Below are 16,388 nucleotides of genomic sequence, written 5' to 3'. Positions count from 1 at the left end.
AATTACGAACTCAGAATAATACCTGTAGTACCCGGACAAACCCTCAGTGCATTTTGCCAACAATAATAACGAGGGGGGATATTTTCTGAGCTGTCCAAATACATCGGCTGATATTGACGGTCGATTCGATGGGGTTAAGGAGTTATATGAGTGACTCAATGCTCGCTGGTGGTTTGCTAACCAGACAAAATATCACCAAAAAGAATGTCATTATTGGCTTACTGTTGGTTATTTTTTTATTGACAGCGTTCTGGTGTCAGGGGCGTCCAGGTAATGAACTCGGACTGCTGGGTTTCACACCGTTGGTGGCGTTAGCGGTGCTCTCGTTGATAGGCGTCGATATTGTTCTGGCGGTTATTTCATCCATTATTATTGCGATGATAATGACTTCCACCGGTTTACCAGAAATGGGCACCATGCTGGCAAAATCGACAGGATCGTTTATCGCCACTGTTGGACTGATCATTATGCTTGGCGCAGGCGTCGGTGAAGTGGCAACACGTACCGGAGCGGCCGTTGAACTGGTCAAATTTGTGGTACATCGGATCGGACTTTCCAGCCAGACACGGGTCAAATTTGGCATCGTCATCTCTTCCATTCTCATCTGTGGCGCGCTGGGCACTATGGCGGGTGGCAATGCCATTATTGTTGCGGTGATTATTCCTGTGGCAGCAGCAGTACGGCTTACACCTCCCACGGTGGCGGCACTGATGATGACGGCGGGGTCTGTGGGATTGTTTACCGGGCCTTTTACCCCCAGCACAGTGACGATTTTACAACTCGGCGGCCTGACTTATCCGCAATATCTGATGTACGTCGGGTTACCAATGAGCGCCGTGACGTTATTCGCAGGCTGGATCATGGCCGGGCGAATTCAGAAGATGACGGAAGGAAAATTGCATTACGACGTCGATCTTTCAGAGAAAACGCAGGAAGAAGAAGATCCCGCACGCGATCGCCGTCGCAAGCTCAGCGCCCTGGCATTTGCAGCAACCATTATTGTTATGGCGGTTATTGGCGTAGTGATAAAAGCAGGTTTTAGTTTTGCCATTATCGTTATGTTGTTGGTGGCTCTGGTCACCGGGCTGGTGGGAGGGTTAAGTCCAACCGGGATCTTGCAGGCGCTGTATAAAGGGTGTGGCAGGCTGGTGTGGATGTTTCTGCTCTACTGGCTGTATAACCCGATTCTGGAACTTATGGATAGCCTACAGGCGTATCAGGGGTTGCTCGAATATACCCAACCCCTGTTAACCGGGATATCTCCGGCATGGCTTTGCTTCTGTATTTTTGCCTTTAACATTATCGGTCATGTGCCTGGTGCCGCAGTGGCTCAGATGACTTTTACGCACAAAATATTTGGCCCGATGTTGATGGCTGCAGGTGTACCGCCACAGGGTACAACGGCGGTATTGTTAGCTTCATCGCAAGTGGACTGGTTTGGGCCTTTCCCTTCATCGGATATGTTTGGCCAAATGGGGCTGGCACAATCTACTCACCTGAAATATATGCTTTATAACGGTTGGGCCATTGTCATTGCCAATATCATTCTTTTTGCCGTGCTGTTTCAGATATTAGTTTAACGATACAAACCAGGCGATAGTGCAGCTACTGTCCGTTATCGCCTGACGGTTTCCCGCCTCGTCATCTGCTAAATTGCGAACCGGTTCCCGGAAAAATGCCATATTTCTGTCACACTCTTAATTGATTGATAACTAAAGAGGTGATGGGAATGAAAAAAACGCTAATCGCTGCGGCCGTGGCTGGAATGGTTTTACTCTCTTCGAATGCTCAGGCACAGACAGTGCCGGAAGGCTATCAGCTACAGCAAGTGCTACTCATGAGCCGTCATAACTTACGTGCGCCGCTGGCAAATAATGGCAGCGTGCTTGAGCAGTCCACGCCGAATAAATGGCCGCAATGGGATGTCCCCGGAGGGCAACTCACCACCAAAGGCGGCGTGCTGGAAGTGTATATGGGCCATTACATGCGTGAATGGCTGGCAGAGCAGGGGATGGTGAAATCGGGCGAATGTCCGCCACCGGACACCGTTTACGCCTACGCGAACAGCCTGCAACGTACCGTCGCCACTGCGCAGTTCTTTATTACTGGCGCATTCCCGGGGTGTGATATTCCTGTTCATCATCAGGAAAAAATGGGCACGATGGACCCAACCTTTAACCCGGTAATCACCGATGATTCCGCTGCATTCAGCGAGCAGGCAGTGGCAGCAATGGAAAAAGAGTTGAGTAAACTCCAGCTTACCGACAGCTACCAGCTACTGGAAAAAATCGTTAACTATAAAGATTCTCCGGCCTGTAAAGAAAAACAGCAGTGTTCACTGGTGGATGGCAAAAATACTTTTAGCGCGAAATATCAACAAGAGCCGGGCGTTTCCGGGCCGTTGAAGGTGGGCAACTCGCTGGTGGATGCGTTTACTTTGCAATACTACGAAGGTTTCCCGATGGATCAGGTGGCCTGGGGAGAGATCAAATCAGATCAACAGTGGAAGGTGTTGTCGAAACTGAAAAACGGTTACCAGGATAGCCTGTTTACTTCACCGGAAGTGGCGCGCAATGTCGCGAAACCGCTGGTGAGCTACATCGACAAAGCCCTGGTCACCGATCGCGCCAGTGCGCCGAAGATTACGGTGTTGGTAGGACACGACTCTAACATTGCCTCGCTACTCACTGCGCTGGATTTCAAACCGTATCAACTGCATGACCAGAATGAACGTACGCCCATTGGTGGCAAGATTGTCTTCCAGCGTTGGCATGACAGCAAAGCCAATCGTGATTTGATGAAAATCGAGTATGTGTACCAGAGTTCGCAGCAGTTGCGTAATGCCGACGCCTTAACCCTGCAAGCACCTGCTCAGCGCGTGACGCTGGAACTTACTGGCTGCCCGATAGATGCCAACGGATTTTGCCCGATGGATAAGTTTGATAGCGTGTTGAATGAGGCAGTGAAATAACAGAAAACTCCCCCGCGAGAAGCGGGGGAGTATGAGACAGATGACAAATGTTAGATTGCCTGATGCGCTACGCTTATCAGGCCTACCCGAGAATTGCACTATATCGAATTTGCACGATCATGTAGGTCGGATAAGGCGTTCACGCCGCATCCGACATGAACAAAGCGCACTTTGTCAACAATTTGAAAACTCCCCCGCGAGAAGCGGGGGAATTGCGGATTAAACGTTTTTACGTTCGATGGTCTGTTCGCCCCAAAAAAGCGAATCTTTATCGGTTTTGGCAAAGGCTTTGACTAACACTTCATCGCTACCTTCTTCCCAAATTTTTTCCGCCATTTTTTCGTCATACCCGGCGACTTCAAAAATGGCCTCGGCTATTTCCGGCGACGTATTGCGCAGAGATGCCCATTCACCCACGTGATGGGCTTTCGCTTCTTGAGTTGGCATGCGTATCCTCCTGTTGAAGATTAGCCATTAAGTTTGACTGCCAGACCAGCAACATATTCCCCCTGGTAACGTGCGATAGACAACTCTTCCTGGCTGGGCTGGCGCGAACCGTCACCGCCTGCAATGGTGGTAGCGCCGTAAGGCGTTCCGCCGCGAACCTGCGAGACGTCAAATAATTCCTGCGCTGCGTAGCCAATGGGGACAATCACCATGCCGTGATGCGCAAGGGTCGTCCAGGTGGAAGTAATGGTTTGTTCCTGACCGCCGCCAGTTCCGGTAGAGCTAAAGACGCTCGCCAGTTTGCCGTACAGCGCACCGGAAGCCCACAGGCCGCCAGTCTGATCCAGGAAGGTACGCATCTGCCCTGACATATTGCCAAAGCGGGTCGGCGTACCAAAAATGATGGCATCGTAATCGGCCAGTTCTTGCGGGGTTGCAACGGGCGCAGTTTGCGGTTTACCGCCTGCTTTTTCGAATAATTGCGGCTGCATGGTTTCCGGTACACGCTTAACGACAACTTCTGCGCCATCGACTTTGCTTGCGCCTTCTGCGACTGCACGCGCCATCGTTTCAATATGTCCGTACATGGAATAATAAAGCACCAGAACTTTAGCCATTTCTAACCACTCCTCGTGTTATCTCTATTCCGTAGCGATTCGCTACCACTCATTTAAAGATAAGACGTCCTTTTCAGAGTGCAAATTTCACAACCACTTATTTGATTTATAACAACTTTCACAAGTCTGTAATTTTGTCGCAAAATGATACATTTTTATCTCATAGCGTTTTTTTAATCATAAGAGCGGCTTATGGCTGATTATCAGAAATGATATCTATTCTCGCTAAGAAGTTGTTGCAGGATATTACCAAACGCAGGCTTGCCCGCGTCAGTTCACTAAGCTTAGTCCCACGTAGCGAAAATATGGCATCCGCCATACGCCGCGTTAATCCTGGGCACTATGATGACGGAGGTCAGTAATGGCAAACCATCGAGGCGGTTCCGGCAATTTTGCAGAAGACCGCGAAAGAGCATCAGAAGCAGGTAAAAAAGGTGGACAGCACAGCGGGGGGAATTTCAAAAATGACCCGCAGCGCGCATCTGAAGCAGGAAAAAAAGGTGGTAAAAGCAGTCACGGCAAAAGCGACAAATAGCCGGGCTTAATCAATGACGAATGCGTTTTTGTCTGACGCGCGTCATTAGCCACCACCGCCGGAAACCCCGGCGGTTTTTTCGTTCTGGTGTTCTCCTTTATATCCTCACGTTAATACCTTCTCGCTTATTCCATTCATATTGCGAATGTTGATGGTCGAGGCATTGTGCTGATTTTGCTATCCTGTTGCCCATCGACAAGAGGGGAGAGCGCATGACGCAAGGCGCAGTGAAAACAACGGGTAAACGTTCGCGCGCAGTGAGCGCGAAGAAAAAAGCGATTCTTAGCGCGGCACTGGACACTTTTTCACAATTCGGTTTTCACGGCACAAGACTGGAGCAAATTGCAGAGTTGGCGGGCGTTTCAAAAACCAATCTGCTGTATTACTTCCCGTCGAAAGAGGCACTGTATATTGCCGTGCTGCGGCAAATTCTGGATATCTGGCTGGCACCGTTAAAGGCGTTTCGTGAAGATTTCGCTCCGCTGGCGGCGATCAAAGAGTACATCCGGCTGAAGCTGGAAGTTTCCCGTGATTATCCGCAGGCTTCGCGCCTGTTCTGTATGGAGATGCTGGCTGGCGCGCCGCTGTTGATGGATGAACTGACCGGCGACCTGAAGGCGTTAATTGATGAGAAATCGGCGCTGATTGCCGGTTGGGTCAAAAGCGGCAAACTCGCGCCGATTGACCCGCAGCATCTGATTTTTATGATTTGGGCTTCCACCCAACATTACGCTGATTTCGCTCCCCAGGTGGAGGCGGTAACGGGCGCGACATTGCGCGATGAGGTGTTTTTCAATCAAACGGTTGAAAACGTGCAGCGGATTATTATTGAAGGGATCCGACCACGTTAATGATGCCGGAGGAGGTTGCGACATCCTCCGGCTACCTGTTTAACCGATCGTCATCAAACTGGCGTTACCTCCGGCGGCAGCGGTATTCACACTCAGCGAGCGTTCAATATACAGCCGTTCCAGCAGGATATTGCTTTCGCCACGGGCAAACCCCTGCACTGAAACAATCGCACCGTCCCGTGCGGCAACCGCTTCACACAACGCCCGAAGCTGATCCGAATCACCGTGGAAGATCACCGCATCAAACGGTTGAGCGGTAATATTTTCCGCTTTCGCCAGTTGAATACGTTCGCTGACTGCCGATGGCAATGCCTTCACTAACTGACGATGCAGCGCGTCATCCGGCCACAGCACCTGGCTGCCCACAGCCAGCACGGCGGCAAGCTGGGTTAATGCATCCTGTTCATCATCCGCAATACACAGCACGCGCTCACGCGGCAGCAGCGTCCAGGTATTACGTTCACCCGTCGGTCCTGGCAGTAATCGCTGTGTTCCTGCCTGTGCCAGCTCGCCATATTGCGTACATAACGCCTGCAATTCTGTTCGGTTTGATGCCCATTCCCGCAGCGCATTCAGTGGCTGAATTAATGCTGCTTTCAGTTGGGCATCAACCGGATACTCTGCATCCTGACGTGCGAGCGTCACCGCCAGTGCACTTTCCGGGCGATTCGCCAGCAGACGGTAGAGATAGAGCGGACCACCCGCTTTCGGGCCTGTACCGGACAACCCTTCGCCGCCGAACGGCTGCACACCAACTACTGCGCCAACCATATTACGGTTAACATAAAGGTTGCCGACATGTGCCGAGCCAGTGACCTGGGCGATAGTTTCATCAATACGCGTATGGACACCGAGCGTCAGGCCATAGCCGGAAGCGTTAATCTGCTCGATCAGCTCCGGTAATTGATTACGGTTGTAGCGCACCACATGTAGCACCGGGCCAAAGACCTCTTTTTGCAATTCAGCAAAGCTATCCAGTTCGATCAGCGTCGGCGCGACAAAAGTGCCGCTTTGCCATTCACGGGCATCTTCACTGTTTTCCCGCACTGTCTGAAACACCGGACGGCCTTTGCTGCGCATGGTCTGAATATGACGCTCAATATTCGCTTTCGCTTCGCTACCGATCACCGGCCCGATATCGGTGGTCAGGCGACCCGGATTGCCCATTCGGCACTCGGCCATTGCGCCGCGCAGCATTTTCAACGTGTGATCGGCAATCTCATCTTGCAAACACAGCACGCGTAGCGCCGAACAACGCTGGCCTGCGCTGTCGAACGCCGAGGCCAGTACATCTATTACTACTTGTTCAGTCAGTGCTGAAGAATCGACAATCATCGCGTTCATCCCACCGGTTTCAGCGATAAGCGGAATAGGGCGACCCTGAGCGTCCAGACGGCTGGCGATATTGCGTTGTAGCAAGGTAGCGACTTCGGTTGAACCGGTGAACATCACCCCGCGCACGCGATCATCCCCCGTCAGTTGTGCGCCCACGGTTTCACCCTGACCTGGCAGCAATTGTACTACGCCTGGCGGCACACCCGCTTCCAGCAAAATGGCGATCCCTTGCGCTGCAATCAGCGGCGTTTGCTCCGCCGGTTTTGCCAGTACGCTGTTACCTGCCGCCAGCGCGGCAGCAATTTGCCCGGTGAAAATGGCCAGCGGGAAGTTCCACGGGCTGATACATACCACGGGGCCTAAAGGACGATGCGTTTCGTTAGCGAAATCATCACGTACCTGTCCGGCGTAGTAGTGGAGAAAATCAACGGCTTCACGCACTTCGGCAATGGCGTTACTGAACGTTTTTCCGGCTTCACGCACCAGAATACCAATCAGTTGCTGCATCTGACTTTCCATTAGCACGGCAGCGCGATGCAAAATCGCTGCGCGTTCAGCCGGAGGGGTGGCAAACCAGATAGGCGCATTGTTGACGGCATTTTCCAGTGCCTGGTCCACTTCACGTGGCGTGGCTTCACGCACATAACCCACAATATCTTTCGGTTCCGCCGGGTTGATAACGGGCGACATTTCGCCTGCCGCAACCGGTTGTTCCAGCATTGGCAAGGCCTGCCACTTTTGCAGCGCACTGTTGAGCAGAGCAGAGGAGAGTGACGCCAGACGTTGTTCGTTGGCGAGATCTAACCCTGCCGAGTTGTCGCGCCCGTGACCGTAGAGATCGCGCGGCAGGGGAATTTTCGGATGCGGTAATCCGGTTTGCCCTTCCTGCTGCGCTATTTTTTCTACGGCAGCGACCGGATCGGCAACCAGTTCATCCAGTGGCAGAGAGGTGTCGGCAATGCGGTTAACGAACGAGGTATTAGCACCGTTTTCCAGCAGACGACGCACCAGATACGCCAGCAGCGTCTCATGTGTGCCAACCGGCGCATAAATACGACACGGACGGTTAAGTTTGCCGTCGGCAACTTTCCCGGTGATCTGCTCATACAGCGGCTCGCCCATACCATGCAGGCACTGGAACTCATACTGACCCGGATAGTAGTTCTGTCCCGCCAGTTGATAAATCGCCGCCAGCGTGTGGGCGTTGTGTGTCGCGAACTGCGGGTAGATTAAATTCGGCACCGCCAGCAGCTTTTTCGCACAGGCGAGATAAGAAACATCGGTGTACACCTTGCGGGTATAAACCGGATAGCCTTCAAGGCCGTCCATCTGTGCTCGCTTGATTTCACTGTCCCAGTACGCGCCTTTCACCAGACGAATCATCAGGCGGCGACGGCTACGGGTCGCCAGATCAATCAGGTAATCAATTACCATCGGGCAGCGTTTCTGATAAGCCTGAATAACAAAACCGATGCCGTTCCAGCCTGCCAGTTCTGGCTCGAAACAGAGTTTTTCCAGCAGATCGAGGGAGATCTCCAGACGATCGGCCTCTTCGGCATCGATGTTAATACCAATATCGTACTGGCGTGCCAGCAGCGTCAGGGATTTCAGGCGCGGGTAAAGTTCGTCCATCACGCGGTCATACTGCGCGCGGCTGTAACGCGGGTGTAGGGCGGAAAGCTTAATTGAGATCCCCGGGCCTTCGTAGATACCGCGTCCGTTAGAGGCTTTACCAATCGCGTGGATAGCCTGCTGATAAGAGACCATATACGCCTGCGCGTCCGCTGCGGTTAGCGCGGCTTCGCCCAGCATATCGTATGAGTAACGGAAACCTTTCTCTTCCAGCTTACGGGCATTGGCTAACGCCTCCGCAATGGTTTCGCCGGTGACGAACTGTTCACCCATCAGACGCATCGCCATATCCACACCTTTGCGGATCAGTGGTTCACCGCTCTTACCGATAATGCGGTTCAGCGAACGGGAGAGGCTGGCTTCGTTATGGGTAGAAACCAGTTTACCGGTAAAAAGTAGCCCCCAGGTGGAGGCATTAACAAACAGCGACGGGCTACGACCAATATGTGACTGCCAGTTACCATTGCTGATTTTGTCGCGAATTAAGGCGTCACGGGTGGCTTTATCGGGGATACGCAGTAACGCTTCTGCCAGACACATCAGCGCTACACCTTCCTGTGATGACAGCGAAAACTCCTGCAATAGCCCCTGAACCATGCCAGCGCGACCACTGGCGTTTTTTTGGTTACGCAGTTTATCCGCCAGTTGATATGCCAGTTTATGCGCCTGTTCAGCAACCGGCTGTGGCAGACGAGCTTGTTCCAGTAACATGGAAACAGCTTCTGTTTCCGGGCGGCGATACGCGGCGGTGATGGCGGCGCGGGAAACCGACTGCGGCAAAATTTGCTCGGCAAAATCGAGGAAAGGCTGGTGTGGTTCATCTGCCGGATTCGGTGCTTCATCGCTCTCATTGGCCGCGCCAGAAAGCAGCGCAGGTAGCTCCGGCAAGGTATCGCTGTTTTCAAGTTGTTCGAGATAAGAAAAAATCGCCTGCTTAATTAACCAGTGTGGTGTGCGATCGATACGTGTCGCGGCAGACTTAATACGCTCACGCGTCGCGTCGTCCAGCTTAACCCCCATAGTGGTAGTTCCCATGCCATTACTCCTGTTGTTCTGAAAGGTGCAACTTAACGTTATCGTGAAATATCCATTATGTTGCAACTTTGTGCAACTGCGTTAAATGTGACCTGCGTAACAAGCTTAAAAATGAATGAAATGTTAATAAAAGTAATCGTTATGACAGGAATTAAAAAAGTAACGCAGACTTTTTCTCTGCGGCAGTTAACATTTTTGAAAGGTGCAACCGCAAAAAATGTGAGGGAGTGCAACCTGATGGAAAATAGTATCGCTGGGTAATAAAAATTGATGTAAATGATGTGTTAAATCGATTGTGAATAACCAGCGCTTACGGCAGGATACGGTCGCCCTGGTAAACATAAACTCTGTTACCCCGTTCCGGTGGCAGATATAACGGCAAGTTTCGACATTGCCGATAATATTTTTTTGGAGACTTTAGATGGCTATTAGCACACCGATGTTGGTGACGTTTTGTGTCTATATCTTTGGCATGATATTGATTGGGTTTATCGCCTGGCGATCAACCAAAAACTTTGACGATTATATTTTGGGTGGCCGCAGTCTTGGCCCATTTGTAACGGCATTATCGGCGGGTGCGTCGGATATGAGCGGCTGGTTATTAATGGGGTTGCCGGGCGCGGTATTTCTTTCCGGGATTTCAGAAAGCTGGATCGCCATTGGCCTGACATTAGGCGCGTGGATCAACTGGAAACTGGTGGCCGGGCGGTTGCGTGTTCATACCGAATACAACAATAACGCCTTAACTCTGCCGGACTATTTCACCGGGCGCTTTGAAGATAAAAGCCGTATTTTGCGTATTATCTCCGCGCTGGTTATTTTACTGTTTTTCACTATTTATTGTGCTTCGGGCATTGTGGCTGGCGCACGTCTGTTTGAAAGCACCTTCGGCATGAGCTACGAAACGGCTCTGTGGGCAGGTGCGGCGGCGACCATCCTTTATACCTTTATTGGCGGTTTCCTCGCGGTGAGCTGGACCGATACCGTGCAGGCCAGCCTGATGATTTTTGCGCTGATCCTCACTCCGGTGATCGTGATTATCAGCGTCGGTGGTTTTGGTGACTCGCTGGAAGTGATCAAACAAAAGAGCATTGAAAACGTTGATATGCTCAAAGGCCTGAACTTTGTCGCCATTATCTCGCTGATGGGGTGGGGGCTGGGCTACTTCGGGCAGCCGCATATTCTGGCGCGTTTTATGGCAGCGGATTCCCACCATAGCATCGTCCATGCGCGTCGTATCAGCATGACCTGGATGATCCTCTGCCTGGCCGGAGCGGTGGCTGTCGGCTTCTTTGGTATTGCTTACTTTAATGATCATCCGGCGGTAGCGGGTGCGGTAAACCAGAATGCTGAACGCGTATTTATCGAACTGGCGCAAATTCTGTTTAATCCGTGGATTGCCGGAATTCTGTTGTCAGCGATTCTGGCAGCGGTGATGTCAACATTAAGCTGCCAGTTGCTGGTATGTTCCAGTGCGATTACCGAAGATCTGTACAAAGCGTTTCTGCGTAAACATGCCAGCCAAAAAGAACTGGTGTGGGTTGGGCGCGTGATGGTGCTGGTGGTGGCGCTGGTGGCCATTGCGTTGGCGGCAAACCCGGAAAACCGCGTGCTGGGTCTGGTGAGCTACGCGTGGGCAGGTTTTGGTGCGGCGTTTGGTCCGGTCGTGCTGTTCTCGGTAATGTGGTCACGCATGACGCGCAACGGTGCGCTGGCGGGGATGATTATTGGCGCGCTTACGGTTATCGTCTGGAAACAGTTCGGCTGGCTGGGACTGTACGAAATTATTCCGGGCTTTATCTTCGGCAGCATTGGGATTGTGGTGTTCAGTTTGCTGGGTAAAGCACCGTCAGCGGCGATGCAAAAACGTTTTGCTGAAGCGGATGCGCATTATCATTCGGCGCCACCGTCACGGTTGCAGGAAAGCTAAGGGAAGGCGTTTTACCGAAACATAACAGGCAGCAGGCAGAGGGCAATCAGTGATTGCCCTCTGTGTTTTCTTTCAAAGTATTTTTACATTTCATTATCATTATCACTACATTTCGCTTGTGTTTTCCTTCGCCGTAATGATAATCGCTATCACTGCGATTTACTTTTCTTTGCATAGATTGACTCAGAAAAACGTTTAAGGGTGGGTGGCATGTTTGTTCCGTTTCTCATTATGTTGCGCGAAGGACTTGAAGCCGCGCTGATTGTTAGTTTGATTGCCAGCTATCTTAAGCGTACCCAGCGGGGCCGATGGATTGGTGTGATGTGGATTGGCGTGTTGCTTGCCGCCGCGTTGTGCCTGGGACTGGGCATCTTCATTAATGAAACCACCGGCGAATTCCCACAAAAAGAACAAGAACTGTTTGAAGGTATCGTGGCGGTGATTGCCGTGGTGATCCTCACCTGGATGGTTTTCTGGATGCGCAAAGTGTCGCGCAACGTCAAAGTGCAACTGGAACAGGCGGTCGATAGCGCATTGCAGCGCGGAAACCATCACGGCTGGGCGCTGGTGATGATGGTCTTTTTGGCCGTTGCAAGGGAAGGGCTGGAGTCGGTCTTTTTCTTGCTGGCGGCATTTCAACAGGATGTCGGGATTTGGCCGCCGCTGGGCGCAATGCTTGGTCTCGCTACTGCCGTAGTGCTCGGTTTCTTGCTCTACTGGGGGGGGATTCGCCTGAATCTTGGCGCATTTTTCAAATGGACGAGCCTGTTTATCCTCTTCGTCGCCGCAGGGCTGGCCGCTGGTGCCATTCGCGCATTTCATGAAGCCGGACTGTGGAACCACTTCCAGGAAATCGCCTTCGATATGAGCGCGGTGCTCTCAACTCACTCTCTGTTCGGTACGCTGATGGAAGGTATTTTTGGTTATCAGGAAGCGCCCAGCGTCAGCGAAGTGGCCGTCTGGTTTATTTATCTCATCCCGGCGCTGGTGGCGTTTGCTCTGCCGCCACGTACCGGTACGACAGCGTCTCGCTCCGTGTAACGAATATGACGCAAACTCTTACTTAGTTACAACATACTTTAAAGGGATAGTCTCGTCATGACCATTAACTTCCGCCGTAGCGCACTGTACCTGAGCGTGGCTGCGCTTTTCTCCACCGCTTTTATGGCTAACGCTGCTGATGTTCCGCAGGTCAAAGTAACTGTGACGGATAAACAGTGCGAACCGATGACCATTACGGTCAACGCCGGTAAAACGCAGTTCATTATTCAGAATCACAGCCAGAAGGCACTGGAGTGGGAGATCCTCAAAGGTGTGATGGTGGTGGAAGAGCGGGAAAATATCGCCCCTGGTTTTAGCCAGAAAATGACGGCGAATTTACAGCCAGGTGAATACGATATGACCTGCGGTCTGCTGACTAACCCGAAAGGGAAGTTGATCGTCAAAGGCGAGGCGACGGCGGATGCGGCGCAAAGCGATGCGCTGTTAAGTCTTGGCGGTGCAATTACCGAATATAAAGCGTATGTCATGGCGGAAACCGCGCAACTGGTTACCGATACCAAAGCCTTTACCGACGCCATCAAAGCAGGTGATATCGAAAAAGCCAAAGCACTGTATGCCCCGACGCGCCAGCACTATGAGCGCATTGAACCAATCGCTGAACTGTTCTCTGATCTGGATGGCAGCATTGACGCGCGTGAGGATGATTACGAACAAAAAGCGGCTGACCCGAAATTCACCGGTTTCCACCGTCTGGAAAAAGCGCTGTTTGGCGACAACACCACCAAAGGGATGGATAAGTACGCTGACCAGCTTTATACCGATGTGGTCGATTTGCAAAAACGTATCAGTGAACTGGCTTTCCCGCCATCAAAAGTCGTTGGTGGCGCAGCCGGGCTGATCGAAGAAGTGGCAGCCAGCAAAATCAGTGGTGAAGAAGATCGCTACAGCCATACCGATCTGTGGGACTTCCAGGCAAATATTGAAGGCTCTCAGAAAATTGTCGATCTGCTGCGTCCACAATTACAAAAAGCTAATCCTGAACTGCTGGCGAAAGTTGACGTCAACTTCAAAAAAGTCGATACCATTCTGGCGAAATATCGAACTAAAGACGGTTTTGAAACCTACGATAAGCTGACCGATGCCGACCGTAACGCGCTGAAAGGGCCGATTACTGCGCTGGCAGAAGATCTGGCGCAACTTCGCGGTGTGCTGGGACTGGATTAAGCGTTATGCAGTACAAAAATGAAAACGGCGTGAATGAACCGTCACGCCGACGTTTACTTAAAGGGATTGGCGCGCTGGCGCTGGCAGGGAGTTGCCCGGTCGCTCATGCGCAAAAAGTGCAAAGTGCGCCGGGTACGCTTTCGCCAGAAGCGCGCAATGAGAAACAACCTTTTTATGGTGAGCATCAGGCGGGCATTCTGACACCACAGCAAGCTGCAATGATGCTGGTGGCGTTTGATGTGCTGGCCAGCGATAAAGCCGATCTTGAGCGGCTGTTTCGTTTGCTGACTCAGCGGTTTGCTTTTCTGACTCAGGGCGGAGTGGCACCAGAAACGCCCAATCCTCGCTTGCCGCCACTCGATTCCGGCATTCTCGGCGGATACATTGCGCCTGATAATCTCACTATTACACTGTCTGTGGGGCATTCGTTGTTTGATGAGCGGTTTGGCCTTGCGTTGCAGATGCCGAAAAAGTTGCAGAAGATGACGCGTTTCCCTAACGACTCGCTGGATGCAGCATTATGTCATGGTGATGTGCTGTTGCAGATTTGCGCTAACACCCAGGACACGGTGATCCATGCGCTGCGCGATATCATTAAACACACGCCAGATTTACTCAGCGTTCGCTGGAAACGGGAAGGGTTTATTTCCGATCATGCGGCGCGTAGCAAAGGCAAAGAGACGCCGATTAATTTGCTGGGCTTCAAAGATGGCACCGCCAATCCCGACAGCCAGAATACGAAACTGATGCAAAAAGTGGTGTGGGTAACGGCAGATCAGCAGGAGCCAGCCTGGACTATTGGTGGCAGCTACCAGGCCGTGCGTTTAATTCAGTTTCGGGTGGAGTTTTGGGACAGAACACCACTGAAAGAGCAGCAGACGATTTTTGGTCGAGATAAACAAACCGGTGCACCGCTGGGTATGCAGCATGAGCATGATGTACCGGATTACGCCAGTGACCCTGAAGGGAAGGTGATTGCGCTGGACAGCCATATCCGGCTGGCGAATCCCCGCACGCCAGAGAGTGAGTCCAGCCTGATGCTGCGTCGCGGCTACAGTTATTCGTTGGGTGTCACCAACTCCGGGCAACTTGATATGGGGCTTTTGTTTGTCTGCTACCAACACGATCTGGAAAAAGGCTTCCTGACAGTTCAAAAAAGGCTGAATGGCGAGGCTCTGGAGGAATACGTCAAACCCATCGGCGGGGGGTATTTTTTTGCGCTGCCGGGGGTGAAGGATGCGAACGATTACCTGGGAAGCGCGTTATTGCGGGTTTAATGTTTGTTTACGCCGCATCTGGTGTTCGTGCTCTGATGCGACGCTTGCGCGTCTTATCAGGCCTACGGTTAGGGTACAGAGCACACTAATATCGACCCAAATTGCTCGTTTTTGTCATCACACTGTCATCTTTGCGATACAAGCTAATGTCATCAAAATGGTGGTTTATAGTTAAATATAAGTAAATATATCGTTGCAATGAATAAGAGATCTGTTGTACTTATTATGTAACAGCGGTAGTTCCCGGCAGTGATAGACAGTCACTATGGAGATCGCGGATGGTAACGTCCTGTACTGGACATGTTTTTGACAATCAACGCTCGACTAAACGCGGAGACTTCTCCTCCGGTAGCAACTGCGTCACTCTACATTCTCATCCACTTCCTTTCTTTATTCGTGTTACCGACGCCTTTAACGGTGCGCGTAGCCGTTTTCGGTGTTATTTCCAAAAGCAAACTATGGCTTACAAGGAAGCCAACCCTCTGATGTTCGTGCGCATAATCGCGCTGCCAACGGCGCGTGTGATGAATACAAACAACTCAAGGTGCTCTCCATGGGAAGACAAAAAGCAGTGATCAAAGCTCGTCGCGAGGCAAAACGTGTGCTGAGACGGGATTCGCGTAGCCATAAACAGCGTGAAGAAGAATCGGTCACCTCGCTTGTGCAGATGAGCGGCGTAGAAGCCATTGGCATGGCTCGCGACAGTCGTGATACTTCGCCAATCGCCGCGCGAAATGAAGCGCAATTGCACTATCTGAAGGCTATTGAGAGTAAGCAGCTTATATTTGCCACTGGCGAAGCCGGGTGCGGCAAAACCTGGATCAGTGCTGCAAAAGCGGCAGAGGCTCTGATTCATAAGGATGTCGACAGGATTATCGTCACCCGTCCAGTATTGCAGGCCGATGAAGATCTTGGCTTCTTACCTGGAGATATTGCAGAAAAGTTTGCTCCTTATTTTCGCCCGGTCTATGACGTGCTTGTCCGGCGCCTGGGGGCTTCCTTTATGCAGTATTGCCTGCGACCGGAAATAGGGAAGGTGGAAATCGCGCCGTTCGCCTACATGCGTGGACGTACCTTTGAAAATGCAGTTGTCATTCTTGACGAGGCGCAGAATGTGACTGCCGCGCAAATGAAAATGTTTTTAACCCGCCTCGGGGAAAACGTGACGGTTATCGTCAACGGTGATATCACGCAATGCGATTTACCTCGCGGCGTGCGATCCGGATTAAGTGACGCTCTGGAACGTTTTGAAGAAGATGAGATGATCGGGATTGTCCGATTCGGCAAAGATGATTGCGTACGTTCGGCACTTTGCCAACGAACGCTACATGCTTACAGCTAAGTGTATTATTGGTTCAAAGCCCGGGCGAGCCGGGCTTTGAGATTGATGACAAACGTAAGATGCCTGATGCGCTACGCTTATCAGACCTACAAGATAATCACAATGTATTGAATTTGCGAGATTTTGTGGGGCGGATAAGACGTTCATGCCACATCCGGCATGAACAAAGCGCACAGTGTCAACAATCTGA

Annotated in this window: 13 protein-coding genes; 10 read left to right on the top strand and 3 right to left on the bottom strand. The window is 51.6% G+C overall.

The window, feature by feature from the left end:
* Positions 1-146: 146 nt before the first annotated feature.
* Positions 147-1,580, top strand: a complete 1,434-nt coding sequence (locus C1192_RS07210) for a hypothetical protein (protein WP_001285182.1) — start codon at positions 147-149, stop codon at positions 1,578-1,580.
* Positions 1,581-1,729: 149 nt separating this feature from the next.
* Complete coding sequence (agp, locus tag C1192_RS07205) at positions 1,730-2,971, top strand: bifunctional glucose-1-phosphatase/inositol phosphatase (protein WP_001516155.1); 1,242 nt, start codon at positions 1,730-1,732, stop codon at positions 2,969-2,971.
* 219 nt (positions 2,972-3,190) lie between these two features.
* On the opposite strand, the gene C1192_RS07200 is transcribed toward agp, so the two are convergent.
* Both C1192_RS07200 and wrbA read right to left on the bottom strand, forming a co-directional pair.
* Positions 3,191-3,418 (bottom strand): YccJ family protein, encoded by a 228-nt coding sequence (locus tag C1192_RS07200; protein ID WP_001143120.1) that lies wholly within the window; start codon positions 3,416-3,418, stop codon positions 3,191-3,193.
* A gap of 20 nt (positions 3,419-3,438) precedes the next feature.
* Complete coding sequence (gene wrbA, locus C1192_RS07195; RefSeq protein WP_001151439.1) at positions 3,439-4,035, bottom strand: NAD(P)H:quinone oxidoreductase; 597 nt, start codon at positions 4,033-4,035, stop codon at positions 3,439-3,441.
* Between the two features lie 361 nt (positions 4,036-4,396).
* Between wrbA and C1192_RS07185 the strand changes: the two genes are divergently transcribed.
* Together C1192_RS07185 and rutR are read left to right on the top strand one after the other, a co-directional pair.
* Positions 4,397-4,570: a con-10 family general stress protein gene (locus tag C1192_RS07185; RefSeq protein WP_001273657.1), complete on the top strand. Its 174-nt coding sequence runs from the start codon at positions 4,397-4,399 to the stop codon at positions 4,568-4,570.
* Between the two features lie 212 nt (positions 4,571-4,782).
* Entirely contained in the window at positions 4,783-5,421 is a 639-nt protein-coding gene (gene rutR / locus C1192_RS07180; protein ID WP_000191701.1) for an HTH-type transcriptional regulator RutR, read from the top strand.
* Between the two features lie 39 nt (positions 5,422-5,460).
* Here rutR and putA read toward each other — a convergent pair whose 3' ends face one another.
* Positions 5,461-9,423 carry a trifunctional transcriptional regulator/proline dehydrogenase/L-glutamate gamma-semialdehyde dehydrogenase gene (putA, locus tag C1192_RS07175; protein WP_038355262.1) on the bottom strand — a complete coding sequence of 1,321 codons (3,963 nt, stop codon included), beginning with the start codon at positions 9,421-9,423 and terminating at the stop codon, positions 5,461-5,463.
* A gap of 57 nt (positions 9,424-9,480) precedes the next feature.
* Here putA and C1192_RS07170 point away from each other — a divergent pair, with 57 nt between their 5' ends.
* The 6 genes from C1192_RS07170 to phoH all read left to right on the top strand — a co-directional run bounded on the left by C1192_RS07170 (position 9,481) and on the right by phoH (position 16,198).
* The gene (locus C1192_RS07170; protein WP_158650413.1) at positions 9,481-9,684 is read left to right on the top strand and encodes a hypothetical protein; all 204 of its coding nucleotides are present in this window, start codon (positions 9,481-9,483) and stop codon (positions 9,682-9,684) included.
* 160 nt (positions 9,685-9,844) lie between these two features.
* Positions 9,845-11,353, top strand: a complete 1,509-nt coding sequence (putP, locus tag C1192_RS07165; protein ID WP_001018482.1) for a sodium/proline symporter PutP — start codon at positions 9,845-9,847, stop codon at positions 11,351-11,353.
* A 210-nt stretch (positions 11,354-11,563) separates the two neighbouring features.
* A complete protein-coding gene (efeU, locus tag C1192_RS07160) occupies positions 11,564-12,394 on the top strand; it encodes an iron uptake transporter permease EfeU (protein WP_038355260.1) in 831 nt (276 codons plus the stop codon).
* 57 nt (positions 12,395-12,451) lie between these two features.
* Positions 12,452-13,579: an iron uptake system protein EfeO gene (gene efeO, locus C1192_RS07155; protein ID WP_038355259.1), complete on the top strand. Its 1,128-nt coding sequence runs from the start codon at positions 12,452-12,454 to the stop codon at positions 13,577-13,579.
* A gap of 5 nt (positions 13,580-13,584) precedes the next feature.
* Positions 13,585-14,856 (top strand): iron uptake transporter deferrochelatase/peroxidase subunit, encoded by a 1,272-nt coding sequence (gene efeB, locus C1192_RS07150; RefSeq protein ID WP_001199627.1) that lies wholly within the window; start codon positions 13,585-13,587, stop codon positions 14,854-14,856.
* A gap of 553 nt (positions 14,857-15,409) precedes the next feature.
* Complete coding sequence (gene phoH / locus C1192_RS07145; protein ID WP_000533531.1) at positions 15,410-16,198, top strand: phosphate starvation-inducible protein PhoH; 789 nt, start codon at positions 15,410-15,412, stop codon at positions 16,196-16,198.
* Positions 16,199-16,388: the final 190 nt, after the last annotated feature.

It is taken from the genome of Escherichia marmotae (assembly GCF_002900365.1).
Taxonomy (GTDB): Bacteria; Pseudomonadota; Gammaproteobacteria; order Enterobacterales; family Enterobacteriaceae; genus Escherichia; species Escherichia marmotae.
The sequence above is the reverse complement of the archived record's forward strand: the minus strand, read 5'-3'. Positions and strand labels throughout refer to the sequence as shown.